We start from the raw sequence: 23,262 nt of genomic DNA on the forward strand, positions 1-23,262 counted from the left end.
GGTCGAAGAATCGGATGATTACTGGCAAGGTGGGCCCATGGCTGATCGGGGAGGGAGCGCCCTGTCACTCCCGGACGACTGGCCCGCCCACCCGGATCCGATCCTCGCGCTCAACCGGATGGGCAGTTTCGACTGGGATCTGGACACCGGCCTGATGCAGATGGACGCCCAGGCCCACGACGTCTTCGACGTGCGCCTCGACGAGTACGACGGCCACCCCGCGACGCTCGCCAAACGGGTCCCGCCCGGCGAGGCACGGCGCCTGGACACCGCGGTCTCCCAGGCCCTGAAGGACGGCAGCGAGAACTACGGCGCCTACTTCCGCATGCGCCGCCGCGACGGCACCCTGCGCTGGACCCACACCCAGGGCTACATCCGGCGCGACGACACCGGACGGCCCCGCCGCATCATCGGCATCGTCCGGGACGCCACCCAGGAACTCGGCGAGAGCGAGGCCCGCCTCGACCAGGCCGCCCGGGACCAGGCCAGCCGGGAGCAGACCAGCGTCGTCGAACTCACCACGGCCGCCCTCGCCCACGCCCGCACCGTCCAGGACGTCATCGACGTCCTGAAGGACACCCACGGCCTCGTCCACCTGGGCGCCACCAGCCTGGTCATGGGCCTGGTCGAGGCCGGGCGCATCCGCCTGGTCGCCGAGGGGCCCTCGGACAGCTTCGTGCCGGGCACCCGCGTCACCCGGATCGACGAGCCCTACCCCATGAGCGAGGCCGTGCGGACCCTCGGCCCCCGCTTCATCGAATCGCCGGAGGAGTTCGCCGAGCGCTACCCGATCCTGTGGCCGCACATCACCGACCTGAACATCACCTCGGCCGCCTATCTGCCGCTCATCGTCCAGGCCCAGCCCATCGGCGCGATGGGCCTGCTCTACAGCGACCGGTACGGCTTCACCCCCGAGGAGCGCAACATCCTCGTCGCCCTCGGCAGCAGCATCGCGCAGAGCCTGCAGCGGGCCATGTTCTACGAGCAGGAGATGGACCTCGCGCAGGGCCTCCAGCAGGCCATGCTGCCCCGGACCATCCCGAGCGTGCCCGGGGCCGACGTCGCCGTCCGCTACCGCGCCGCCACCATCGGCGGCTCCGTCGGCCGTGACATCGGCGGCGACTGGTACGACCTCATCCCGCTGCCCGGCGGCCGGGTCGGCGCCGTCATCGGCGACGTCCAGGGCCACGACACGCACGCGGCCGCCGTCATGGGCCAGCTGCGCATCGTGCTGCGCGCCTACGCCGCCGAGGGGCACACCCCGGCCACCGTGATGGCCCGCGCCTCCGTGTTCCTGCACGAACTCGACACCGACCGCTCCGCGACCTGCCTCTACGCCGAGGCCGACCTGTCGACCGGCGTGCTCCAGGTGGTCCGGGCCGGCCACATCGACCCGCTCGTGCGCCGGCCCGACGGGTCCTGCCGCCGCGTCACCGTCCCGGGCGGTCTGCCGCTCGGTCTGTCCGCCGAGTTCGGCCGCCTCGAGTACCCGGTGGGAACCGTGGAGCTGGACCCCGGCGACACCCTGCTGCTGTGCACCGACGGACTGGTGGAGCAACCCGGCGCCGACCTCGACGACGGCATGCGCACCCTCACCGCGCTCGTCGCCACCGGCCCCGACGACGTACGCGACCTCGCCGACCGGCTCATCGACGTGGCCGCCGAGCGCTGCGGCGACGACGACGTGGCGCTGCTCCTGCTGCGCCGGCGCGGGCCCGACGGCCCGCAGTCCGGCCAACGGCTCCAGCGGCACGTGGCCCCCGGCGACCCGACGGCCCTCGCGGAGGCCCGGCACATGATCCGCACCGCGGTCGGGGCGTGGGGAGCCCGGGACCGCGCCGACGAGATCGAACTGGCCGCCGACGAGCTGATCACCAACGCCCTGATGCACACCGAGGGCTCCGCGATCGTCACCCTGCGGGTCCTTACCGGCTCCGGCCGCCGGCTGCGCGTCGAGGTCGAGGACTCCTCCAGCGCCCTGCCGCGCCGCCGCGAGGCCGGCGAGTCGGGCGTCTCCGGACGGGGCCTGCTCCTGGTGGAGCTGCTCACCGACGTATGGGGCGTGGAGGCGCGCGGCGGCGGCAAGGCCGTGTGGTGCGAGTTCGTGGTGCCCGACCAGCGTTGACCCCGCGTGGCACTCTGGACTCATGCCGGAACTCCCCGAGGTCGAGGCGCTCAAGGACTTCCTGGCCGAGCACCTCGTCGGCCACGAGATCGTCCGGGTGCTGCCCGTCGCGATCAGCGTCCTGAAGACGTATGACCCGCCCCTGTCCGCGCTGGAGGGACACGAGGTCGCCGCCGTACGCCGGTACGGCAAGTTCCTCGACATCGCGACCGCGGACGGCCCGCACTTCGTGACGCACCTGGCCCGCGCGGGCTGGCTGCACTGGAAGGACCGTCTGCCCGACGGCCCGCCCCGCCCCGGCAAGGGCCCGCTCGCGCTGCGCGTGGCCCTGGAGACCGGCTCCGGCTTCGACCTGACCGAGGCCGGCACCCAGAAGCGGCTCGCCGTGTACATCGTGGGGGACCCGCAGGAGGTCCCGGGCGTCGCCCGGCTCGGCCCGGACCCCCTCGCCGGCGACTTCGACGAGCGGCGCTTCGCGGAACTCCTGGCCGGTGAACGGCGGCAGCTCAAGGGCGCGCTCCGCGACCAGAGCCTGATCGCGGGCGTGGGCAACGCCTACAGCGACGAGATCCTGCACGCGGCGAGGATGTCGCCCTTCAAACTGGCCGCGTCCCTGAGCGAGGAGGAGACCCACCGTCTGTACGAGGCCCTGCGCGACACGCTCACCGAGGCCGTCGAACGCTCCCGGGGCGTGGCGGCCGGGCGGCTGAAGGCCGAGAAGAAGAGCGGCCTGCGCGTCCACGGCCGTACCGGCGAGCCCTGCCCGGTGTGCGGCGACACCGTGCGGGAGGTGTCCTTCAGCGACTCCTCGCTGCAGTACTGCCCGACCTGCCAGACGGGCGGCAAGCCGCTGGCGGACCGCAGGATGTCCCGGCTGCTGAAGTGACGCGCGGTCACCGGGCCGGGGGCGACCACTCGAACATGAGGATGGTCGCGTCGTCCCGCAGCCGGCTGCCGGAGGAGTCGAGGATGGAGTGGATGAGCCGCCGCAGCGTCTCGGGCGCCAGCTCGCCGGCCGCCGTCGCCCGGATGATGTAGTCGGCGAACTGCTCGAGACCGAACTCCGCGCCGTCGCCGGCCCTGGCCTCCGTGACCCCGTCGGTGTACATCAGGACCCGGTCGCCGGGCTTCAGAGCGATCTCGTGCGTCCGCCGCTTCAGCCCGGCCAGCCGGGAGGGCAGACCCATCGGCGGCTCCGGCTCGCGCCGCATGGCGCCGGCGTCCGGCCGTCTGTCACGGATGAGCAGCGGGGTCGGATGCCCGCAGTTGCACCACCGCAGCACCCCGGTGGCCAGGTCCAGCTGGGCCAGGACCCCCGTGCAGAACTGGTCGGGAAGCCACTGTGCCAGCGCGTCGTCGACGCTCTGCACCAGGTCGGGCAGGTCCGCCCCGGCCCGCCGGGCATTGCGGCTCGCGGCCAGGCACACGGCCGTGGTGAGCCCGGAGGCCAGGTCGTGCCCCATGGCGTCGAGGACCGTGGCGTGCAGGGCCGTCTCGGTGAGGGAGTGGTCGAAGGCGTCGCCGCCGAGCTCGTAGGCCGGCTCCAGCACGGCCGTGGACACGACCCGCGCGGTGCCGATCGTGCGCGGCGGCAGAAACGCCCGCAGCATCTCGGCGGGCAGCCGCATCGGTTCGGTGCGCGTACGCCGGACGAAGGAGTCCTGGAAGGCCCGGTTGGACGTGATCATCATGGCGAGGAGCGTGGCGAGGGCCTTGCTGCGGCGCAGCACGGCCGGGGTCAGCGAGTCCGAGTGCACGGCGAGGACACCGAGGCGTTCCGCGCCGTCCACGAGGGGGACCCAGGCCGTCATGCCGCCCGACTCGGACTCCTCCACGCGCAGGGACTGGGTGCGGTAGGTCCAGCCGGCGAGCGAGTCGTCGACGAGCAGGGGCGAGGCCACGTCGGTGAGCGGCACGAGCCGGCGCTGCTGGATGTCGGCGAGGTACACCGCGGAGTCCTGGAGCCCCAGGGCCTCGGTGCAGCGAGCCACCGCGGTGGTCAGGTCCAGCGCCCTGTTCCCCGGATCACCGAGGTACTCCTCCAAGCGGCCGTCGCCGTCCTGTGACGCCGCCACCTCGTCTCCCCTCGTCGCGACCGCGGACACCCGGCTGCCTCCCGGGTGCGCCAACCAGCAGTGTCACACCGGCGCACGCGGTATGCCCGGCGACAGGGGCGGACGGACGACACCCGCTAGCGGGGCTGAAGCCTCACCAGGACCTCCCCGGACGCCGAGCGGACCTCGTAGCGGGCGGTCTCGTCCGGGTGTTTGGAGGAGCTGGCCATCATCGTGTTGGGGTGGGTGTCGTGGCCGGGGCCGTGCCAGCTGGTCGCGGTCTCCTCGGAGCCGTCGCGGCCGATGATGACCAGGTGGCAGGAGCGCGGACCGGCCGCGTCCTTGACCTTCAGCTCGACCTGGCTGCCCGAGGCCTTGTCCTCGACGGTGACCTGGGCCCAGACGCCGGAGCGCGCGTCGGTCGCCGCGACCGTCAGGGGCCCCTCGTCCGTGCTGCTGCCCTGGGCCATCATCGCGACGCCGGGTACGGACACCGCGAACGCCACCGAGGCGGCCAGGGCGAACATCAGGCGTCTGCGTCCGGCCCGGCGCCGGGTCGCCACCTCGGCCAGCAGCCGGTCCAGCATGCGCGGCCCGGGCTGCGCCATCGGGTGCACGAACCGTGGTGTCGCCCGCCGGTACAGCATCAACTGCCGTGTCGTGGCGCCGAATTCCGTCACCTCTGCAGCGCACCGAGGGCACTCCATGAGGTGGTCCTCGAAGCGGAAGGCCTCCGCCTCGTCCAGCACGCCGAGCGCGTAGGCGCCGACGTCGCGATGCCGTTCCAGGGACCTCATGCCGAATCCTCGTGCCGTTGGGTGCGGGTGGGGTTACTCCTTGCTCCCACCGGTACGGACCAGGCAGCGGAATCACTCAAGGCGGTGACACAATCGCAACCTATGGATTCGGAGCCCTCCGCGCAGCGGATTGGTCTCAGACGCGGAAATCTAAAAAAGATGGATCGCGAGGTGTCCCAGCGGCAGTCCGAGCTGCCAGGCGGGCGTCCAGACCTTCGGCCCCTCGTCCTCCCCTGTCACCGGCGCACCACCCGGCACCGCGTTCAGATCGGGCGCGAGCAGCTCCGTCTCCTGCAGCCAGCGCCAGGCCTCGTCCGCCAGGTCCAGGTCCGGGGCGGGCCGCCCCTCCCGCGCGGCCGCGCCGGTCAGCTCGGCCAGCCGTTCGCGCACCCACTCCTGCCACGGCTGGTCGTACGCGGTCAGTGACAGCCACGTCTCCAGCTGGGTGACGACCCGGATGCCGGACAGTTCCCCGTCGGTGTCGGAGAGGAAGATGGTCAGCGCCAGGGCGTCCCGCCCCGCCCGGAACTCGAAGGACGTCGGCGGCATCAGATCGCCCGTCCGCAGCAGCTCGTCGGCGATGTACTCGGCGTACAACCACGCCATGGGGACGGTCAGTTCACCGCCGGCGCCGTCCGTGCTCTCTTCACCTCTGTGCAGCATCCCTTCCTGCCTTCCTCCGGTACGTGCGCGTAGCCCGACACCGGGCCCCGGGGGCACTGTCGGCCCTCTCCGGAACACGGATGAGAACAGCCGATTACTCAACCGGGGTGTTCAGCAAGGCGCTTTACGGAGGCTTGACCCGCCCATTGGTTTCAGCGCAGGTCGGCGGCGTATCCGGGAAGCACCCGGCGCAGGGCGCGCAGCGCGTAGTACGCGCGGGACTTCACCGTACCGGGCGGGATCCCGAGGGTCGCCGCGGCTTCCGCCACACTCGCCCCCTGGAAGTACACGAGCACCAGGACTTCACGGTGCTCCGGAGTGAGTGTCTTCACAGCCTGGCGGACGTCGAGCATCGCCGCGGCCCGCTCGGCGTGGTCGGAGATGACCCGCGCGTTCTCCAGCACCGCGTCGCCGACCTCGGCCGGACGCGCCTGCCGGGCTCGCCGGGCGTCGATCGCGAGGCGCCGCCCGACGGTCATCAGCCAGGGCCGTACGGACTCGAAGTCGTCGGCGCGCAGGGCCTCGGGGTGCTGCCAGGCGCGTACGAGCGTCTCCTGCACCAGGTCCTCCGCGCGCTGCCGGTCGCCGTCGCAGAGCCGGAGCAGGAGCGCGAAGAGTGGCCGGCCGTGCTCCCGCTGCAGTGCGGCGAGCTCGTGCTCGGCGGTCGTTCCGTTCGTGAGAGTGGATCCGGCCGTCATGGCCGTATGCCACCGCAGGGCGCGGCCGGGGGACAGGGCACGTATCGGCCCGTGCGGCGGACGGTCGATCGCGTCGACGAACGGTTCGACGAACGGTCACCGCGCCCGGACCAGTGTGTTCCGGATGGGCTAATGAGCGTGTCGGAGCCGCGTGGGACGGGATGAGCCTTCTTTCCTGATGGTGCGTAAATACGACCACAACGCCCACAAAGGGGTGAATGGATGATCGCTCGCAGTCGACAGGTGGCCCTGGCCCTGACCGTCGTCCTCGCCGCGGGCGCGGCCTGCCAGGCCCGCGGCGGCCATGAACCGCGCGGCCCGGGACGCCCGGCACCGTCCTCCGCCGTGCCCCGCGGTTTCACACTGGTCGCCTCCGGTGACGTCCTCCCGCACAGCTCGATCATCGACCGGGCCCGCTTCGACGCCGGCGGCACCGGCTACGACTTCCGGCCGATGTTCGCGGGGATCCGCTCCGTCGTCGCCCGCGCCGACGTGGCCCTGTGCCACATGGAGACCGTCTACGGCGAGAACGGCGCCTACACCGGCTACCCCACCTTCAAGTCCCCGCCCGAGGTGGCCCAGGCCCTCGCCGTCACCGGCTACGACGGCTGCTCCACGGCCTCCAACCACACGCTGGACGACGGCGCCGACGGCATCAGGCGCACCCTCGACGCCCTCGACCGCGCGGGCGTACGGCACGCGGGCTCGGCACGCGCCGAGGAGGAGGCGCGCGCGGTGACCGTCCTCCAGGCGGGCCCGGCGAAGATCGCCCATCTCGCCTACACCTACGACACCAACGGCATCCCGCTCCCGGCCGGACAGCCCTGGGCCGTGAACCTCATCGACGAGGGCACGATCCTCGCGGACGCCCGGGCCGCGCGCCGGGCGGGCGCCGACGTGGTCGTCGTCTCCCTGCACTGGGGCACCGAGTGGCAGGACGCGCCCGACGAACAGCAGCTGACCCTGTCCCGGAACCTCACCGCCGCGCGCAGCGGCTCACGCCCCGACATCGACCTGATCCTCGGCACCCACGCGCACGTCCCGCAGGCCTACGAGAAGGTCAACGGCACCTGGGTGATCTACGGCATGGGCGACCAGATCGCCGGCGAGATGATCAACCACCAGGGCGCCAAGGACCCGCGCGGCAACCAGTCCACCCTCGGCCGCTTCACCTTCGCCCCGCCCGCACGGCCGGGCGGCCGCTGGGAGGTGACGAAGGCCGAGTTCGTCCCCCAGCTGTTCGACGTCGACGCCGGCCGCGTCGTGAACCTCAACCGCGCCATCGCCCAGGGCGCCGACGGACAGGCCGTCCGCGACCGCATCCGGGACGTCGTACTCGCCAGGGGCGCGGCCGGGGACGGACTGGTGATGGGGGAGTAGGGCGGAGCACCGCCCGGCCGTGCGCCCGTGGCCGTCTCAGGGCGCGACGGCGTAACTCAGGTCGTGCGCGACGAGGGACGCGGGCCGCAGCCGCAGCCACACCGTCCCGCTCCGCGCCGGATCGTCGTGGAGGTAGTGCACGAACCGCTCGTCCCACCGTTCCTCGTCCGTGCCCAGATAGCGGACCAGTTTGCGCCGTCCCCGCTCGACGTCGAAGGGCACAAGCTCGGCCCGTCCCCGGGCGATCACCTGCCGGACCAGACCGGTCGCCGGGTCGCACTCGTCCACCACCAGCGCGACCCGGGGATCGGCCCGCACCCGGTCGAAGAGGCGGGCCCAGGGCCCGGTCAGAACCCAGAACGCGTCCTCCTCCCAGAGGAACCACACAGGGCGGACCGTCGGCCCGTTGGTGGCGAGGCGTGCGGTGAGGGGCCGGGACAGGAAGGCGTCCACGTCGAAGGCGAAGGAAGTCACGGCAGCATCCTCGGGCCCTCACGAACCCGTGCCTACCGACCAGGGACCTAGGTCGTGTCCGCAAAATCCCGTCTTCCCGCGACGGCCTGGTCCTCCTACGGCACCACCGTCACCGGCCACCGCCCGGCCTTCACCAGCCGGACCGCCACCGACCCGACGATCCGGTGGCCCGCCTGCTCGGACGCGCCCACGACCACGGCGTCCGCCTTGAGTTCGTCGGCCGCCTGCACCAGGCCGTTGTACGGATCGCCGGGGAACGTGTGGAACTCCCAGCGGACCTCGAATATCCCCTTGAGCCGCTCGGCCGCGTCCCGGATCTGCGCCACCAGCTCCTCGGCTATCTCGTCGGTCGTCCCGGCCACCGGCGCCCCCAGCGCCGCCCCCGCCGCCAGCACCGGCTGCACGTACACCACGGCGAGCAGCGCGTGCTGCCGCCGGGCCAGGCCACCGGCGTAGGCCACGGCCCGCAGGGAGGAGTCGGAGCCGTCCACCCCGACCACGATCACCTTCGGCCCGTCCGTGCCCCGCTCGAACTGATGGGCGTGCTGTTCCGTCACGCCGCGAGGCTATCGGAAGCCGCAGGTCCGGCCGCCCGGCGGGAGGCTCGAGGGGCGAGAAGAGGCGCGTGTTCCTAGAGTCGATACATGAGCGCCATCGCGGACACCGGGACGGCCGAGAAGGACACCGGGGGTCCGATACGGGCGCCCCGCGGCCGGGCCCACGGCCTCCTGGGCCGGGTGCCCGAGGGCTTCGCGGTCTTCTTCGGCGTCCTCGGCCTGCTCTGCGCCCTGCTGGCGCTCATCCCGCCGCTGCGCACCGGGCTGCGTCCGCTCGTCCGCTTCCTGGACCTGCTGCTCGTCCCCGTCAGCGCCAACCTCGCCTACGCGGTCTTCCTGTTCCTGCTCGCCGCCGCGACGGGCGCCCGCAAGAAGATCGCCTGGTGGCTGGTCGTCGTCTACCTCGGCCTGCTGGTCCTGTCCGACATCCTCGGCATGGCCGTCGGCCAGTTCGCCGAGTCCGTCCCGTCCTTCGTGGTGTGCGGGCTCGCCCTCGCCCTGCTGATCGTCGCCCGCGGGGAGTTCTACGCCGCCTCCCGCCGCGCCGCCGTACGCCGCGCCCTCGCCGTCCTGGTGGCCGGTCTTGTCGTGGCGATCCTGGCCGGCTGGGCCCTGGTGGCGGCCTTTCCCGGCACACTGCCCGGCGACCAGCGTCTGGCCTGGGCCGCCAACCGGGTCCTGGGCGGCCTGGTGCCCGCGGGCAGCTTCGACGGCCGCCCGCCGCACGCCCTGTACTTCCTGCTCGGCCTGTTCGGCGCGCTCGCCCTGCTGAACGCCGCCGCCACCCTCTTCCGCTCCCAGCGCCTGGAAGCCGCCCTGCACGACGACGAGGAGGCCCGCATCCGCGCCCTCCTCGGCCGCTACGGCGACCAGGACTCCCTCGGCTACTTCGCCACCCGCCGCGACAAGGCCGTCGTCTTCTCGCCCAGCGGCAAGGCCGCCGTCACCTACCGCGTCGAGGCCGGCGTGTGCCTGGCCAGTGGCGACCCGGTGGGCGACCGGGAGGCCTGGCCGCACGCGATCGCCGCCTGGCAGGACGTGGCCCGCCGATACGCCTGGGTCCCGGCCGTGATGGGGGCCTCCGAAGAGGGCGCCCGGGCGTTCGTGCGCGCCGGGCTCGGCGCGCTCCAGCTCGGCGACGAGGCGATCCTGCACGTCCTCGACTTCGACCTCGACGGCCGCGACATGCGCGTCACCCGCCAAGCCGTCAACCGGGTCCGCCGCACCGGCGCCGGCTGCCGCGTCCGCCGCCACTCCACCCTGAGCGAGGAGGAGATGCGGCAGATCGTCCAACGGGCCGACGCCTGGCGCGACACCGAGACCGAACGCGGCTTCTCCATGGCCCTGGACCGGCTCGGCGACCCGGCCGACGGCGACTGCCTCCTCGTCGAGGCCCACGACAAGGACGGCCGGCTCCTCGCGATCCAGTCCTTCGTGCCCTGGGGCAAGGACGGCGTCTCCCTGGACCTGATGCGCCGTGACCGCACCGCCCCCAACGGCGTCATGGAGTTCATGGTCGCCGAACTGTGCCACGCAGCCCCGAAACTCGGCGTACGCAGGGTCTCGCTGAACTTCGCCGTGTTCCGCTCCGTGTTCGAGGAGGGCGCCCGCATCGGCGCCGGACCGGTCCTCCGCCTCTGGCGCCGCCTGCTGCTCTTCTTGTCCAAGTGGTGGCAGCTGGAGGCCCTGTACCGGTCCAACGCCAAGTACCGCCCCGAGTGGTACCCCCGCTTCCTCTGCTACGCGGAGGCCGCCTCCCTCGCCAAGGTCGGTCTCGCCTCCGGCATCGCCGAGGGCTTCGTGTCCGTACCGTCGATGCGCAAGTTGTGGGGAAGAGGGCACCCGAAGGGCGGACAGCGGCCCGTCACCACGAAGGGGCTGCCGTCCTTGGCGGCGCTCGGCCTCGCCGGAGGGGACGGGACCGAGCCCGCCGACCCCCTCTCCGGCCTGTCCGACCAGGTCCGTGTCCGGCACCGCAAGCTCGACCGGCTGCGCGCCGCCGGCACCGACCCCTACCCGGTGGGCCTCCCGCCCCGCACCCACACCCTCGCCGAGGTCGTGAAGGGCGAAGAGGTCACCGTCGCCGGCCGGATCATGCTGGTCCGCGACTTCGGCGGCATCGTCTTCGTCGTGCTGCGCGACTGGTCCGGCGACCACCAACTCGCCCTCACCCGAGACCGCTCCGGCGATGCCCTCGACCGCTTCACCGCCGACACCGACATCGGCGACCACATCACCGCCACCGGCCGCGCCGGCGTCAGCGACAGGGGCGAACCGACCGTCTTCGTCACCTCCTGGCAGCTCACCGGCAAATGCCTGCGCCCCCTGCCCGACAAACGCCGGGGCCTCGCCGACCCCGAGGCCAAGGTCCGCCGCCGCTATCTCGACCTGGTCGCCGGCCCCGGCGCCCGCGAGGTGATCCGCGCCCGCTCCACCGCCGTCCAGGCCCTGCGCCAGGGCCTGCTGGAACGCGGCTACCTCGAGGTCGAGACGCCGATGCTCCAGCAGATCCACGGCGGCGCCAACGCCCGGCCCTTCACCACCCACATCAACGCCTACGACCTCGACCTGTACCTGCGCATCGCCCCCGAGCTGTACCTGAAGCGGCTGTGCGTCGGCGGTATGGAGAAGGTCTTCGAAATGGGCCGCACCTTCCGCAACGAAGGCGTCTCCTACAAGCACAACCCCGAGTTCACGATGCTGGAGGCCTACCAGGCCTTCGCCGACTACGACGTGATGCTCGACCTCGTCCGCGAACTCGTCCAGGGCGCCGCGACCGCCGCCTTCGGCAGCCCCGTGGCCCGCAAGGACGGCAAGGAGTACGACATCTCCGGGCAGTGGCCCGTCAAGACCGTCCACGGCGCCATCAGCGAGGCCCTCGGCGAGGAGATCCATGCCGGCACCGGCCTGCCCGAGCTGCTCCGGCTGTGCGACCGCGCGGGCGTGCCGTACACCGCCGACGACGGCCCCGGCGACGTCGTCCTGGAGATGTACGAACGGCTCGTCGAGGAGCGGACCCAGCTGCCCACCTTCTACAAGGACTTCCCCACCGACGTCTCCCCGCTCACCCGGCAGCACCGCACCGACCCGCGCCTCGCCGAACGCTGGGACCTCGTCGCCTTCGGCACCGAGCTGGGCACCGCCTACTCGGAGCTGACCGACCCCGTCGAGCAGCGCCGCCGCCTCACCGCCCAGTCCCTGCTCGCCGCCGGCGGCGACCCCGAGGCGATGGAACTCGACGAGGACTTCCTCGACGCCCTCGAATACGCCATGCCGCCCACCGGCGGCCTCGGCATCGGCGTCGACCGGCTGGTCATGTTCCTCACCGGACTGACGATCCGGGAGACCCTGCCGTTCCCCCTGGTGCGCCGCCGCTGACCCGTCTGCGTGGGCCGTCCGGGTGAAACCGCGCCGCCGCACCGGTGTTGCTCAGGTGCGCCGGTGTCCCGCCGGGCGACTCATGAGTCATGAAGAAGGATCAGTTGCTCACCCGTCGCCGGGTGTTGCTCGCCGGCTCCGGCTTCGTGGGTGCCGCCGCCACGGCCGGTGTGTTCGCGGGGGTCACCGGGGGCGGCCCCGCCGGGACCGCCCCGGCCGCCGGACCCCAGGTCCGCCGCCCGCTCAGCTCCTCCGCGTACCGGCTCCAGCCCCTGACCGGATACGGCCCGGCGCACGCCGCGCCCCGCCGGACCCTGGTACGGCGCGCACCGCTGCTGCGCTTCTCCGGGCGCGGCCGCCGCATGGTGCTGACCTTCGACGACGGCCCCGACCCCCGCTACACCCCGGCCGTCCTGGACACCCTCGCCAAGTACGACGTGCGCGCGATGTTCTTCGTGTGCGGCGGCATGGTCGCCGGCAACAGGGAACTGCTGGCGCGGATGGGCGAAGAGGGCCACGTCGTCGGGAACCACACCTGGTCCCACCCGCTGCTCACCCGCCTCACCCGCCGGGAGATCCGCTCCGAGATGGAACGCACCTGCGACGTCATCGAGGACGGCTACGGGGAGCGCCCCGAGTGGTTCCGCGCCCCCTACGGCGCCTGGAACCGCACCGCGTTCCGGATCGGCGCCGAACTCGGCATGGAACCCCTCGCCTGGACGATCGACACCCTCGACTGGACCAGCCCCGGCACCCGGACCATCGTCCGCCGGGTGGAGAACGGCGCCGCCCCCGGCGTCGTGGTGCTCTCCCACGACGCCGGGGGCGACCGTTCGCAGAGCGTGCGGGCCCTGCGGCGCTATCTGCCCGAACTGCTGGACGCCGGCTACCACGTCACCGTCCCCCGGCGGCATTACGCGTGACAGGGGCCGGCATGCCTTCGCCCGCCCGGAAGGGAACGCTCAGCGCACCTCGACCGCGCGGGCGAAGACCACGACGTTGCCCGCGTAGCCGTTCTGCTGCGAGAAACCGCCGCCGCAGGTGATGACCCGCAGTTCCGCCGCGCCCTTGGACGCGTACACACGGTCGCCCGGGAAGTTGTCCTTCTCGAACACCTCGACGCCGTAGATCTCGAACACGACGGTCTTTCCGTCCTGCCGGGCGACCTCGACGCGGTTTCCCTTCTTCAGGGCGCCGAGCGCGTAGAACACGGCTGGGCCCAGCTGGTTGTCGACATGGCCGACGACGACCGCGGTGCCCTTCTCGCCCGGGGTGACGGCCCCGGTGAACCAGCCCGCCAGGTTCGGGTCCTCCGGTGGGGGCGCGCCGACCCAGCCGTCCGCGTCCAGGCCCACGGGGATGATCGGCGTGTCGACCTGGATCGCCGGGATCCTGACCCGGTCCGGGAGGGAGTAGGGCAGGGGCTGTACGGTCCCGGCGAAGGTGGCGCCGGGCACCCGGCTGTCCGTGGCGGCCGCCGTCGCCGGCTGCGGCGGACCCTCGTCGAATTCCCCCGAACCATTCCGGATGAGGGCGAGGCCGGTCAGCAGAACCAGCGCTATCACGCCCCACGGGGCGCGCTTCTTCGGCCGCGCCTCCTCTTCGGCCTGGGCCAGCTCGGACGCAGACATTCGCCATCCCCTCTCGACGCGGCCGTCGCCCTGCCTTTCGCGCATATCAGAACGCTAAGTGCCGTGCACGGAACCGGCGACGGGACGGGGGCGAACGGGTGGCCCGGGTCCGCGTTCGGTGGCCCGGGTATTTCAGGTGCGCCATCCGAGTTGCCGCCGCGAGGAAATTTCTGACGGTCCGTGACCTGCGGCGATATCCGATTGCGCGGATTTCTCGCGGTATCCGCTCTCACCAGGACGGACCATTCCCAAAATGCGGGTCCGGGGAGAGCAACTGACTGTCTTTCTGGGAGGCGCTTTCTCGCCGATCGACCGGGGACGGGTCCCGGGGCGTCTTCCGCGGAGGTTCACATGCGTAACACTCGTGCTCTGGCGGTCGCCGGCGCGGCGGTCGCCGCCCTCGGGCTCTCCGCCCCCGCGGCCGTCGCGTGGGACAGACCGAGCAACATCGTCGCCCTGCCCAGCGTGATCGCCCGCGGCGGTCAGCTGACCATCACGGTCGACGGCTGCCGCAACGGCGGCACGGCGACCTCCGATGCGTTCACGATGCCGGCGAGGCTCTCGCCCATCCGGGGCGCCAACGAGACGGCGAGGGGCACCGCCACCATCAGGAACAACGCCCGCCCGGGTCCGTACGACATCACGGTCAGGTGCGACGGCAGGACCCTCACCAAGCCGCAGGCCTTCACCGTCATCGGCGGTGTCCGCGGCGGTATCGGCGGCAGCAGCACCACCGGTGCGACGCCGACCGACGTGGCCATCGGCGGTGGCCTCGTGACGGCGGCGGCCGTCGGCGGCGGCGTGTTCTGGATGCGCCGCCGGGCCGAGCGGCGCGTCTGACGCCTCGCTTCCGGCTCGTTCGGCGAGCCGCGTCGCACCTGAAACGGTCCTCGCCCCGGTTCCCTCGAGGGCCCGGGGCGAGGACAGGACCCGCGGGCGGCGGCTGCGCCGGGCCGGTCAGCCGGTTTCCTCGTCGGTGCGGCGGCGTGCGAGGTGGTAGGTCGTCCCCAGCGCGCCGGCGATGAGCGCGGCGCCGAGGCCGATCTCCTTGAGGTCGAAGCCCGCGAGGGTGCCGCCCTCTCCGGCGTGCGCGCCCTTCGACGGGTGCCGGTGGTGGTCCGCTGGGTGGTGCGGGGAGTGGTGCGTCGGCTGGTTGGTGGGGTGGTGCGTCGGACGGCCGCCCGCGATGGTCAGGCGCGCGGTGCCGCTCGACTCGTCACAGACGAACTCCACGTCGTACACGGCGCCGGGCTTGGCGTCCCAGTCGACCACGGCCCGCGCCGACGACTCCCGGGGCGGGATGGCGACCAGGTCGAAGACCCGTGAGGAGACCACCGCCTCTCCCCGGCACGCCGCGTTGCGGACCACCCGCAGGGTGACCCGTTCGCCCGCCGCGACGGTGGAGGGCTCGACGCTGAAGCCGAAATCGGTCCGGACCGCCGCGTAGGCGGTCGGCATGCAGGAGGCGAGGGCGCCGGCGCCCAGCAGTACGGCCGAAGCGACGCGTATCGCGCGCATGGTGACCTCCGGGTCCCCGAGGAGCAGCCGCGGACCTGTTCCGCTCACGTCAGACATGCACCTCGATGCCCGAAACGCTAGGAAGGGGCGCGTCGTAGCGCGATCGCAGTAGCGCGAATGGGGCATGCGTGTGGGCCGCCCGGGGGAACTGCGGTACCGCGGCCGGGGGACGGCGACGGAGTGTCGCGCGCCCCCCGGCCCGGATCCGTGGTGCGGGCGCCGTCAGTCCCCGGCGCCCGGGAAGAGATTGAGGAACGGGTCCGCCGACGCGGTCACGCCCCTGCTGTACGGCGAGTCGAAGTCCCAGATCAGGAACAGCAGGAAGGCGATCAGCGCCGAGAACAGCCCGGCGAGGACCAATTCACGTGTCGTTCTGCGGATCTGCAGGGCGAAGATCATCCCGATGGTGACGACGGCTCCGGCGATCAGACCGAACCACACCACGCCCGGCATGGTCTCCCCGGTCGACTCGGCCCGGGCGATCCGGGCCTGGTTGGCCGCGGTCACCTGGTCGAGGAGCGGCTGGTAGGCCTGGGCCTGGAAGTCCGTCTTCGGCTCATAGTCGGTGACGTCCTGGCGGATGCGCTCGAAGAGCCGGTGACCGCGCTCGGTGACCCGGCCCTCGTCGGCCATGGTGTCCCACTCGGTGGTGACGACGTGTCCCACATAGGCCTCGATGTCGTCCCGGATCCGGTCGCGCACGTCGGCCGGGTAGACCCGGACCCGCTCCGAGATCTCGTGCAGCGCGGTGGCCTCGGCCTGGACGTGGTCCTGGGCGGCGCTGCGCCCCTCCCAGACACCGGCGATCGCCAGGCCCAGGACGATGGCGTACACCACGCCGATCCACATCGTCATGTACTCGATGACGTCCGGGGTCTCGCTGGGGTCCTCGTCGTCGGACGCCGTGCGGTGGCGTACGAGGGTGATGATGACCACCACGGCGCAGGCGGCCAGCATCGCGAGGGTGAGAACAAGCCATTCCGGCAAGAGGTACCTCCAGGGCTTCAGGGATCAGCGCGCGCGCAGCGCGGCGACGGCGACCACCGCGGGCACCGTGACGAGCAGGACGAAGGTGAGCGGCGACATCGTGTTGCTCGTCCGCCGTGGCCGCGGCGCGGCGCGATACCGCGGGTAGTGCACGGGCGAGGCGGACGGACGCGGGGTGGGCGTGGCCGACGGTTTTGGTGCCGGAGCCGGGGGAGGGGGCGGCGGTGGCACGGGCCTGGGGGCCGGCGAGGGCGGGGGCGCCGCCGGGCGTGGAGCGGGCGGAGGCGGCGGAGGCGGCGGCTCGGGCCTGGCCGTGGGCGTCGGCTTTGGAGGCGGTGGCTTCGGGTCCGGAGACGGACTCGGCGTCGGCGTCGGCGCCGGGGGTGTCGGAGTCGGTGTGGGCGTGGGCGTGGGCGTCGGTGTGGGTGTCGGGCACGGCGGCTTGGTCGGCCAGGTCTTGCTCCCGGCGTACGCCACCGCTTTCGTGCCGTCCGGCCCCGTCGAGGCGTACGCGCAGGCGGTGGCCACCGCCACTGAACCCGGTGCGCCGACGAGCGCCCACGTCAGCGCAGCCGCCGCCAAGGCCCTTACGGCGACGGCGGGTTGGATCGAGAGGGGTCCATACACGACGAAGATCATGAGCCTTGTTCCGCCGGGACGTGCCGGAGCGCAAGGGGATTGCCCCGAAAGAGGGATATCCGGGTGCCGTTGGTTTGATCAGCGGTCGCCCGCGGGGAGCCCGGCGCGCACGTGCGTGCGACGGCGGAGGGTGCTCCTCACAGGTTCCGGAGGGTGCTCCTCACAGGTTCCGGAAAGAAATTTGGCCGGTCGTTGAACACAATCGCCGCCCCCGTGCGTACTCATGGCCGTGCGGCGGCGCAGCAGGGCGCTGCAACACCCTTGCGATTATGGGGAGTTGACGATGAAGACCTCCTGGCGGAGCGCCTCACTCGTGGCGAGCGCCGCGGCGGTCCTGGCGCTGACGACGGCGTGCGGTCAGGACAGCCCTCCGGCGGCCAGCCAGAACGTGGGCGCCACGGCGGCGCCCGGGGACTACGGAAGCATCGGCGCAGGCGCCGGGACCGCGGGTGCGGGCGGCACCGCGAGCAGCCCGGCTGCCGTGCCGAGCGCTTCCAGCCCGTCCAACCCCGCGGGCAAGCTGTCCGTCTCCACCGCCGATGAGATCGGCAAGGTGGTGACCGACAGTCTCGGCCTCACCCTGTACCGGTTCGACCAGGACACCGAGCAGCCGCCCAAGTCGAACTGTGACGGCGACTGCGCCAAGACCTGGCCACCGGTCCCCGCGGACGACGCCGAGGCCGGCGAGGGCATCGACAAGGCGCTGCTCGGCTCGGTCACCCGGGCCGACGGCACCAAGCAGCTGACCGTCGGCGGCTGGCCTGCCTACCGCTACGCCAAGGACGTCAACGCCGGTGACGTCAAGGGCCAGGGCGTGGGCGGCAAGTGGTACGCGCTGGCCCCCGACGGCAAGAAGGCGCAGGAGGGCGGTGCGGGCGCCGCCGGCGGCGGCGGGGCCGAGGCCCAGGCCGGGCTGTCCACCCGTGAGGACCCCAAGCTCGGCGAGATCGTCGTCGACAAGAACGGCATGACCGTCTACCGGTTCAAGAAGGACGAGGCCTGGCCGAAGCCGGTCTCGAACTGCAGCGGTGAGTGCCTGAAGAAGTGGCCGCTCGTGGAGCCCGTCGACTTCGCCGACACCAAGGGCATCCAGGAGAAGGGCTACATGATCTTCGACCGGACCGACGGCAAGGGCAAGCAGCAGACGATCAACTGCTCGCCGATCTACACCTTCGCCGGCGACAAGGCTCCGGGCGACACCAACGGCCAGGGTGTGGGCGGCACTTGGTTCGCCGTGCGCCCCGACGGAAAGCTGGTCGGCGCGTCGGAGAAGTAGAGAAACCTCCCCAGGGTTGATCATCTCGTCCACCCGGCGGCGTTGACCCGGTCCGTCCCTCCGTGCCCCACGGAGGGACGGACCGTTTTGCCGTGCTTCACCTGAACTCATCGAATTCTCAACACTCTTCCCCTTCCGGGCCGGAACTCTCCGGAATGCCTCGAACACGGTTGGTCATATGTTCGAAGGGTATGCGGGCGGGTATCAATTCGGCACGTGCCGCAGGCAGTGACCGGGAACGGATGGTCAATTTCCGTTTCGGGTCGCTCCATTGGCGGGCGATCAGTAGCCTCTGCTCGAACACCGGATCGCCTACGCCTTGGAGAGATAGATGGAGCGTCCCGCCTGGGCCCCACGGAGCATCGACATCTCGGTGCCCTCCGTTTCCCGGATGTACGACTTCTATCTGGGCGGATCGCACAACTTCGAGGTCGACCGGGAAGCGGCCCGCCGGGCCATGGAGTTCCTGCCGGGACTCCCCAAGATCATGCAGGCGAACCGGGCGTTCATGCGCCGCGCCGTGCGCTACGCGGCCGACGAGGGCATCACCCAGTTCCTGGACATCGGCTCCGGCATCCCCACCTTCGGCAATGTGCACGAGGTGGCCCAGGCCGCCAGTCCGGACGCGCGCGTGGTGTACGTCGACCACGACCCGGTGGCCGTGGCGCACAGCCAGGCGGTCCTGGAGGGCAACGACGGCGCGGGCGTCGTCGCCGCGGATCTCCGCAAGCCCCAGGACATCCTGGGCAGCCCCGAGGTGGAGCGGCTGATCGACCTGAATCGGCCAGTGGCTCTGCTCCTCGTTGCCATACTTCACTTCGTGGAAGACGAGGACGACCCGTACGGGGCGGTGGCAGAGCTGCGGGACGCGCTCGCGCCCGGCAGCCTGCTCGTGCTCACCCATGCCTCCTACGAGGGGATCCCGCTGCCGCCGGAGCGGGCCGGGGGTGCGGTGGACGTGTACGAGGAGATCCGCAATCCGCTGATCATGCGCTCGCGCGAGGAGATCGCGCGGTTCTTCGAGGGGTACGACATGGTGGAACCCGGACTGGTGGCGATGCCGAGCTGGCGGCCCGACACCGCACCGGAGGACGAGGATCCGTATGCGTTCTCCGGTTTCGCGGGCGTGGGGCGTACGGCGTGATCGCGGAACCGGACGGGCCGGAGGACAGACTGCGCAGATTCGCGACGATCTGGAGCCGGGCGGTCTACCCGGTGACCTCGACGTCGTCGACCCGCCCGGAGTTCGAGGAGCAACTGCTGCCGCTGGCCCGTCGGCTGAGCGAGGCGCTGGTGGCCCGGGCCTTCGACTCCGACGAGGGCAAGGCCGTGGGCGCCGCCCTCGTCGACGCGCACTGCACCGACCCCGAGGCACTCAGCCACACCCTGGACTGCGTGGACGCCTACCTGGTGCTGTACTGCGGTGGCGACGGCGACCAGGAGGACCTGCGGGCGCGCTGCGCGCGACTCCAGCACGCGATGTCCGCCGGCTTCGCCCGGGCGCTGCGCGAGCGGACGTTGGCCGAACAGGAGGCCATCGCCGAGGCGGCCCTCCAGGCGCAGGGCGTGGTGGCGCAGGCCCTGCACGCGAGCGAGGCCCGGTTCCGGGCGGTCTTCGAGGGCGCGGCCATAGGCATCGGCATGGCCGACCTCGAAGGCAACATCCTCCAGGTCAACGGCGCGCTGCTGCGCATGTTCGGGATCTCCGGGCAGGCGTTGCGCAGCCGCAACGTCAGGGAGTGGACCCACCCCGACGACGCGCCGCAGACCTGGCGGCTCTACGACGAGCTCGTACGTGGCGAGCGTGAGCACTACCACCTGGAGAAGGCGTTCTACCGCCCTGACGGAACGGTCCTGTGGACCAATCTGACGGTCTCCCTGCTGCGCGACGCCGACGGCGAACCGCAGTATCAGCTCGCCCTCATGGAGGACACCACCGAGCGGCGGCTGCTCAACCTGAGGCTGCGCTACGAGGCCACGCACGACGCGCTGACCGGCCTGCCGAACCGCACCTTCTTCTTCGAGCGCCTGGAGAAGGCACTGGGAGCGGGGGAAGGCCAGCGGTTCGGTCTGTGCTACCTCGACCTGGACGGCTTCAAGACCGTCAACGACAGCCTGGGCCACGCGGCCGGCGACCGGCTGCTGGTGGAGGTCGCCGACCGGCTGCAGTCCTGCGCCACCGCGCCCGGCGAGATGGTCGCCCGGCTCGGCGGCGACGAGTTCGTGGCGCTGACCACCGGCCGCGACACCCAGCGCGAGGTCGACGAACTCGCCGGCCGCATCATGAACGCGCTGCTCGCGCCGATCAGCGTCGACGGCCGGGAGCTGACCGTGCGCGGCAGCATCGGCATCGTCGAGGGCCCGGCCGGGGAGCGCAGCCCGGCCGAGGTGCTGCGCAGCGCGGACATCACCATGTACCGGGCCAAGTCGGCGGGCGGCAACCGCTTCGAACTCGCCGACCCGGAGGCGGACGCCCGCGCCATCACCCGGCACGGACTGACCACGGCCCTGCCCACCGCGCTGGAGCGGGGCGAGTTCTTCATCGAGTACCAGCCGCTGGTCCACCTCGGCGACGGCAGCGTCCGGGGAGCCGAGGCCCTGGTGCGCTGGCTGCACCCGCAGCACGGTGTGCTCGGCCCGGACCGCTTCATCCCGCTCGCCGAGCACACCGGGCTGATCGTGCCGCTGGGCCGCTGGGTGCTGGAACAGTCCGTACGGCAGGCCCGCGAGTGGCGGGAACTGCACGGCGGCGCCGAGGCCGTCGGCCCGCTGCGGATCAACGTCAACCTCTCGCCCTGCCAGCTGACCCACCCCGGTCTGGTGCAGGACACCGTCGACATCCTGGAGCGCACGGGCATCGAACCGGACGCGCTCTGCCTGGAGGTCACGGAGTCGGCGCTGATCGGCGCGGACGACGACCTGCTGAAGCCGTTGCGCCGGCTGGCGGAGATGGGCGTCGACATCGCCCTGGACGACTTCGGCACGGGCTACTCCAACCTCGCCAACCTCCGTCGGCTGCCCGTCAGCATCCTGAAACTGGACCGCTCCTTCACCCAGAGCATGCAGCAGTTCCCGGCCGACCCCGTCGACCTCAAGATCGTCGAGGGAATCGTCTCCCTGGCCCACAGTCTGGACCTCGCGGTCACGGTCGAGGGCGTGGAAACGGGCGCCCAGGCCGAGCAACTCCGCATCCTGGGCTGCGACACGGCCCAGGGCTGGTACTACGCAAGGCCGGGCCCCCCGGAGCGCCTGCACGAACTGGCCCTGGTGGACGCGACGGGGTAGGGGGTCATGCCCTCAGGGGCGCGGGGCTGTATGAATGTGCGGCTCCGCCGCGTGGGCGCGACCAGCCACACACAACCCGCGCCCTTGAACGGTGCTCACACACAACGGCGCCCCCAAAACCGCCTCATCGCTCAAGCAACATCCGCTGCAACTCCCGAGCGGCCCGAGGCGGAGCCACATCACTACGATGCGCCAAGGCAATCGTGCGATGAAGCCCGGGCCGCGCCAGCGGAGTGACCCGCAGCCCGCGACCCGACCTCGCCGCCACCATCCGCGGTACGACAGCCACCCCCAACCCGGCCCGCACAAACCCCAGCACCGCATCCATCTCCCCACCCTCCACCGCGAAGTCCGGCTCGAAGCCCTCCGCACGGCACGCGGCCACCGTCAGTTCCCGCAGGTCGTACCCGTGCCGGAACATCACCAGCCGCTCACCCTCCAGATCGGCGACGCGCACGGTACGCCGACCCCCGCCGGGCCTCGCCGCGTCGGGTGAGGAGACCACCACAAGATCCTCCCGCAGCAGCTCCACCGTGGTCAGCGCCGGCGACGGCGTCGGCAGCGGCAGCACGACCAGCGCCAGGTCCAGCGCACCCCGCGCCAGCTCCCGCACCAGATCATGGGAGCCGCCCTCCTCGATCAGCAGCCGGATCCCCGGGTAGCGATCATGGAACGCGCGCAGCACATCCGGCAGCAGCCCCGTGCACACACTCGGCGTCGCCCCCAGCCGCACCCGCCCCCGCCGCAGCTGCGCCAGCTCCTGCACCTCCTGCCGTGCCGTGTCCGCGTCGGCCAGGATCCGCCGGGCCAGGGGCAGCAGCGCCTCACCGGCGTCCGTGAGCGTGATGTTGCCGCGTGCGCGCCGGAACAGGTCCGCGCCCAGTTCCCGCTCCAGCGCCTTGATCTGCTGCGACAACGAGGGCTGCGCGACATGGACCAGATCGGCGGCCCGGGTGAAGTGCCGGGTCTCGGCGACGGCCACGAAGTACTGGAGCTGCTGGAACTGCATACTCGTACGATAGCCCTGGCCTATGGAATCAAGCCGGACCATGTCTTGGACCGATCGGCCGTGCGTCCGTAGCGTTCTGGCCATGGCTCTGGCAACGCGGACGGACCGACGGCCGTCCCTGGCACGCACCGTGTGGGACTCCACCCTCGGCAAGAAGACCGTGATGGCGGTCAGCGGGCTGATCATGCTGCTGTACTTGGTCGTCCACATGATCGGAAATTTGAAGATCTTCTTCGGGGCCGGCGAGTTCAACGACTACGCGCACTGGCTGCGGGTCGTCGGCGAGCCGTTCATGCACTACGAGTGGACGCTCTGGCTCGTCCGGATCGTGCTGGTCGTCGCCGTCGTCGCGCACGCCACCTCGGCGTACCAGCTCAGCCGCCGCGACATCAGGGCACGGCCCAGCAAGTACGTGCACAAGAAGCCCCGGGCCTCCTACGCCACGCGCACCATGCGCTGGGGCGGCATCATCCTCGGGCTGTTCATCGTCTGGCACATCCTGGACCTGACGACCGGTACCGTGCATTCCGGCGGCTTCCAGGAGGGCCGTCCGTACCAGAACGTCGTGGACACCTTCTCCACCTGGTACGGCAACGTCATCTACATCGTCGCGATGCTCGCGCTCGGCCTGCACATCCGGCACGGCTTCTGGAGCGCCGCCCAGACCCTCGGCGCCGGCAGCCGCAGCCGCGACCGCGCCCTGAAGGCCACGGCCGACATCCTCGCGCTGCTGCTCACCGCCGGCTTCATCGCCGTACCCGTGGGCGTCATGACCGGATTGGTGAGCTGAC

21 protein-coding genes are annotated in these 23,262 nt (G+C 71.8%); 10 read left to right on the forward strand and 11 right to left on the reverse strand.

Going from position 1 to position 23,262, the window contains the following annotated elements; all coding sequences use genetic code 11:
- Positions 1-37: 37 nt before the first annotated feature.
- Together AC07DF_RS07295 and AC07DF_RS07300 are read left to right on the forward strand one after the other, a co-directional pair.
- Positions 38-2,125 (forward strand): SpoIIE family protein phosphatase, encoded by a 2,088-nt coding sequence (locus AC07DF_RS07295; protein WP_478967822.1) that lies wholly within the window; start codon positions 38-40, stop codon positions 2,123-2,125.
- Positions 2,126-2,147: 22 nt separating this feature from the next.
- Positions 2,148-3,011, forward strand: coding sequence for an Fpg/Nei family DNA glycosylase (locus AC07DF_RS07300; protein ID WP_478967824.1), 864 nt, complete (start codon positions 2,148-2,150; stop codon positions 3,009-3,011).
- A gap of 7 nt (positions 3,012-3,018) precedes the next feature.
- Here AC07DF_RS07300 and AC07DF_RS07305 read toward each other — a convergent pair whose 3' ends face one another.
- From AC07DF_RS07305 to AC07DF_RS07320, 4 genes are all read right to left on the reverse strand, one after another.
- Complete coding sequence (locus tag AC07DF_RS07305) at positions 3,019-4,200, reverse strand: PP2C family protein-serine/threonine phosphatase (RefSeq protein ID WP_478967825.1); 1,182 nt, start codon at positions 4,198-4,200, stop codon at positions 3,019-3,021.
- 116 nt (positions 4,201-4,316) lie between these two features.
- Complete coding sequence (locus AC07DF_RS07310; RefSeq protein ID WP_478967827.1) at positions 4,317-4,976, reverse strand: zf-HC2 domain-containing protein; 660 nt, start codon at positions 4,974-4,976, stop codon at positions 4,317-4,319.
- 150 nt (positions 4,977-5,126) lie between these two features.
- Positions 5,127-5,639, reverse strand: coding sequence for a hypothetical protein (locus AC07DF_RS07315; protein ID WP_478967829.1), 513 nt, complete (start codon positions 5,637-5,639; stop codon positions 5,127-5,129).
- A 152-nt stretch (positions 5,640-5,791) separates the two neighbouring features.
- Positions 5,792-6,337, reverse strand: a complete 546-nt coding sequence (locus AC07DF_RS07320; RefSeq protein WP_193477437.1) for a sigma-70 family RNA polymerase sigma factor — start codon at positions 6,335-6,337, stop codon at positions 5,792-5,794.
- A 222-nt stretch (positions 6,338-6,559) separates the two neighbouring features.
- Here AC07DF_RS07320 and AC07DF_RS07325 point away from each other — a divergent pair, with 222 nt between their 5' ends.
- The gene (locus tag AC07DF_RS07325; protein WP_478967832.1) at positions 6,560-7,717 is read left to right on the forward strand and encodes a CapA family protein; all 1,158 of its coding nucleotides are present in this window, start codon (positions 6,560-6,562) and stop codon (positions 7,715-7,717) included.
- Between the two features lie 36 nt (positions 7,718-7,753).
- Here AC07DF_RS07325 and AC07DF_RS07330 read toward each other — a convergent pair whose 3' ends face one another.
- Both AC07DF_RS07330 and AC07DF_RS07335 read right to left on the reverse strand, forming a co-directional pair.
- Complete coding sequence (locus AC07DF_RS07330; RefSeq protein WP_478967834.1) at positions 7,754-8,191, reverse strand: pyridoxamine 5'-phosphate oxidase family protein; 438 nt, start codon at positions 8,189-8,191, stop codon at positions 7,754-7,756.
- 95 nt (positions 8,192-8,286) lie between these two features.
- Positions 8,287-8,748, reverse strand: coding sequence for a universal stress protein (locus AC07DF_RS07335; protein ID WP_478967836.1), 462 nt, complete (start codon positions 8,746-8,748; stop codon positions 8,287-8,289).
- 87 nt (positions 8,749-8,835) lie between these two features.
- On the opposite strand from AC07DF_RS07335, the gene lysX reads away from it, so the two are divergent.
- Both lysX and AC07DF_RS07345 read left to right on the forward strand, forming a co-directional pair.
- Positions 8,836-12,126 carry a bifunctional lysylphosphatidylglycerol synthetase/lysine--tRNA ligase LysX gene (gene lysX, locus AC07DF_RS07340; RefSeq protein WP_478967841.1) on the forward strand — a complete coding sequence of 1,097 codons (3,291 nt, stop codon included), beginning with the start codon at positions 8,836-8,838 and terminating at the stop codon, positions 12,124-12,126.
- 89 nt (positions 12,127-12,215) lie between these two features.
- Positions 12,216-13,049: a polysaccharide deacetylase family protein gene (locus AC07DF_RS07345; protein ID WP_478967844.1), complete on the forward strand. Its 834-nt coding sequence runs from the start codon at positions 12,216-12,218 to the stop codon at positions 13,047-13,049.
- Positions 13,050-13,088: 39 nt separating this feature from the next.
- On the opposite strand, the gene AC07DF_RS07350 is transcribed toward AC07DF_RS07345, so the two are convergent.
- The gene (locus AC07DF_RS07350; protein ID WP_478967847.1) at positions 13,089-13,757 is read right to left on the reverse strand and encodes a class F sortase; all 669 of its coding nucleotides are present in this window, start codon (positions 13,755-13,757) and stop codon (positions 13,089-13,091) included.
- Between the two features lie 351 nt (positions 13,758-14,108).
- Between AC07DF_RS07350 and AC07DF_RS07355 the strand changes: the two genes are divergently transcribed.
- Positions 14,109-14,597 (forward strand): hypothetical protein, encoded by a 489-nt coding sequence (locus tag AC07DF_RS07355; RefSeq protein WP_478967848.1) that lies wholly within the window; start codon positions 14,109-14,111, stop codon positions 14,595-14,597.
- Positions 14,598-14,714: 117 nt separating this feature from the next.
- Here AC07DF_RS07355 and AC07DF_RS07360 read toward each other — a convergent pair whose 3' ends face one another.
- The 3 genes from AC07DF_RS07360 to AC07DF_RS07370 form a co-directional block, all read right to left on the reverse strand.
- The gene (locus tag AC07DF_RS07360) at positions 14,715-15,275 is read right to left on the reverse strand and encodes a hypothetical protein (protein ID WP_478969434.1); all 561 of its coding nucleotides are present in this window, start codon (positions 15,273-15,275) and stop codon (positions 14,715-14,717) included.
- 222 nt (positions 15,276-15,497) lie between these two features.
- Complete coding sequence (locus tag AC07DF_RS07365; protein ID WP_478967851.1) at positions 15,498-16,262, reverse strand: bestrophin-like domain; 765 nt, start codon at positions 16,260-16,262, stop codon at positions 15,498-15,500.
- A 24-nt stretch (positions 16,263-16,286) separates the two neighbouring features.
- Positions 16,287-16,415 (reverse strand): hypothetical protein, encoded by a 129-nt coding sequence (locus tag AC07DF_RS07370; protein ID WP_454447615.1) that lies wholly within the window; start codon positions 16,413-16,415, stop codon positions 16,287-16,289.
- A 769-nt stretch (positions 16,416-17,184) separates the two neighbouring features.
- Between AC07DF_RS07370 and AC07DF_RS07375 the strand changes: the two genes are divergently transcribed.
- The 3 genes from AC07DF_RS07375 to AC07DF_RS07385 all read left to right on the forward strand — a co-directional run bounded on the left by AC07DF_RS07375 (position 17,185) and on the right by AC07DF_RS07385 (position 21,462).
- On the forward strand, positions 17,185-18,177 hold the full coding sequence (locus tag AC07DF_RS07375; protein WP_478967853.1) for an SCO0930 family lipoprotein: 993 nt from the start codon (positions 17,185-17,187) through the stop codon (positions 18,175-18,177).
- Between the two features lie 331 nt (positions 18,178-18,508).
- Positions 18,509-19,321 (forward strand): SAM-dependent methyltransferase, encoded by an 813-nt coding sequence (locus tag AC07DF_RS07380; protein ID WP_478967856.1) that lies wholly within the window; start codon positions 18,509-18,511, stop codon positions 19,319-19,321.
- The gene (locus AC07DF_RS07385; RefSeq protein WP_478967858.1) at positions 19,318-21,462 is read left to right on the forward strand and encodes a putative bifunctional diguanylate cyclase/phosphodiesterase; all 2,145 of its coding nucleotides are present in this window, start codon (positions 19,318-19,320) and stop codon (positions 21,460-21,462) included. Before AC07DF_RS07380 ends, AC07DF_RS07385 begins: the two co-directional genes overlap by 4 nt.
- A gap of 124 nt (positions 21,463-21,586) precedes the next feature.
- On the opposite strand, the gene AC07DF_RS07390 is transcribed toward AC07DF_RS07385, so the two are convergent.
- The gene (locus AC07DF_RS07390; protein ID WP_478967860.1) at positions 21,587-22,471 is read right to left on the reverse strand and encodes a LysR family transcriptional regulator; all 885 of its coding nucleotides are present in this window, start codon (positions 22,469-22,471) and stop codon (positions 21,587-21,589) included.
- Positions 22,472-22,589: 118 nt separating this feature from the next.
- On the opposite strand from AC07DF_RS07390, the gene AC07DF_RS07395 reads away from it, so the two are divergent.
- Complete coding sequence (locus tag AC07DF_RS07395) at positions 22,590-23,261, forward strand: succinate dehydrogenase (protein ID WP_478969436.1); 672 nt, start codon at positions 22,590-22,592, stop codon at positions 23,259-23,261.
- Position 23,262: the final 1 nt, after the last annotated feature.

Source organism: Streptomyces sp. NPDC044719 (genome assembly GCF_056433405.1).

Bases quoted from the DNA above. Each gene is read 5' to 3' on its own strand.
- AC07DF_RS07295 (WP_478967822.1), top strand. From the start codon at position 38: ATGGCTGATCGGGGAGGGAGCGCCCTGTCACTCCCGGACGACTGGCCC.
- AC07DF_RS07300 (WP_478967824.1), top strand. From the start codon at position 2,148: ATGCCGGAACTCCCCGAGGTCGAGGCGCTCAAGGACTTCCTGGCCGAG.
- AC07DF_RS07310 (WP_478967827.1), bottom strand. From the start codon at position 4,976: ATGAGGTCCCTGGAACGGCATCGCGACGTCGGCGCCTACGCGCTCGGC.
- AC07DF_RS07315 (WP_478967829.1), bottom strand. From the start codon at position 5,639: ATGCTGCACAGAGGTGAAGAGAGCACGGACGGCGCCGGCGGTGAACTG.
- AC07DF_RS07320 (WP_193477437.1), bottom strand. From the start codon at position 6,337: ATGACGGCCGGATCCACTCTCACGAACGGAACGACCGCCGAGCACGAG.
- AC07DF_RS07325 (WP_478967832.1), top strand. From the start codon at position 6,560: ATGATCGCTCGCAGTCGACAGGTGGCCCTGGCCCTGACCGTCGTCCTC.
- lysX (WP_478967841.1), top strand. From the start codon at position 8,836: ATGAGCGCCATCGCGGACACCGGGACGGCCGAGAAGGACACCGGGGGT.
- AC07DF_RS07345 (WP_478967844.1), top strand. From the start codon at position 12,216: ATGAAGAAGGATCAGTTGCTCACCCGTCGCCGGGTGTTGCTCGCCGGC.
- AC07DF_RS07350 (WP_478967847.1), bottom strand. From the start codon at position 13,757: ATGTCTGCGTCCGAGCTGGCCCAGGCCGAAGAGGAGGCGCGGCCGAAG.
- AC07DF_RS07355 (WP_478967848.1), top strand. From the start codon at position 14,109: ATGCGTAACACTCGTGCTCTGGCGGTCGCCGGCGCGGCGGTCGCCGCC.
- AC07DF_RS07360 (WP_478969434.1), bottom strand. From the start codon at position 15,275: ATGCGCGCGATACGCGTCGCTTCGGCCGTACTGCTGGGCGCCGGCGCC.
- AC07DF_RS07375 (WP_478967853.1), top strand. From the start codon at position 17,185: ATGAAGACCTCCTGGCGGAGCGCCTCACTCGTGGCGAGCGCCGCGGCG.
- AC07DF_RS07380 (WP_478967856.1), top strand. From the start codon at position 18,509: ATGGAGCGTCCCGCCTGGGCCCCACGGAGCATCGACATCTCGGTGCCC.
- AC07DF_RS07390 (WP_478967860.1), bottom strand. From the start codon at position 22,471: ATGCAGTTCCAGCAGCTCCAGTACTTCGTGGCCGTCGCCGAGACCCGG.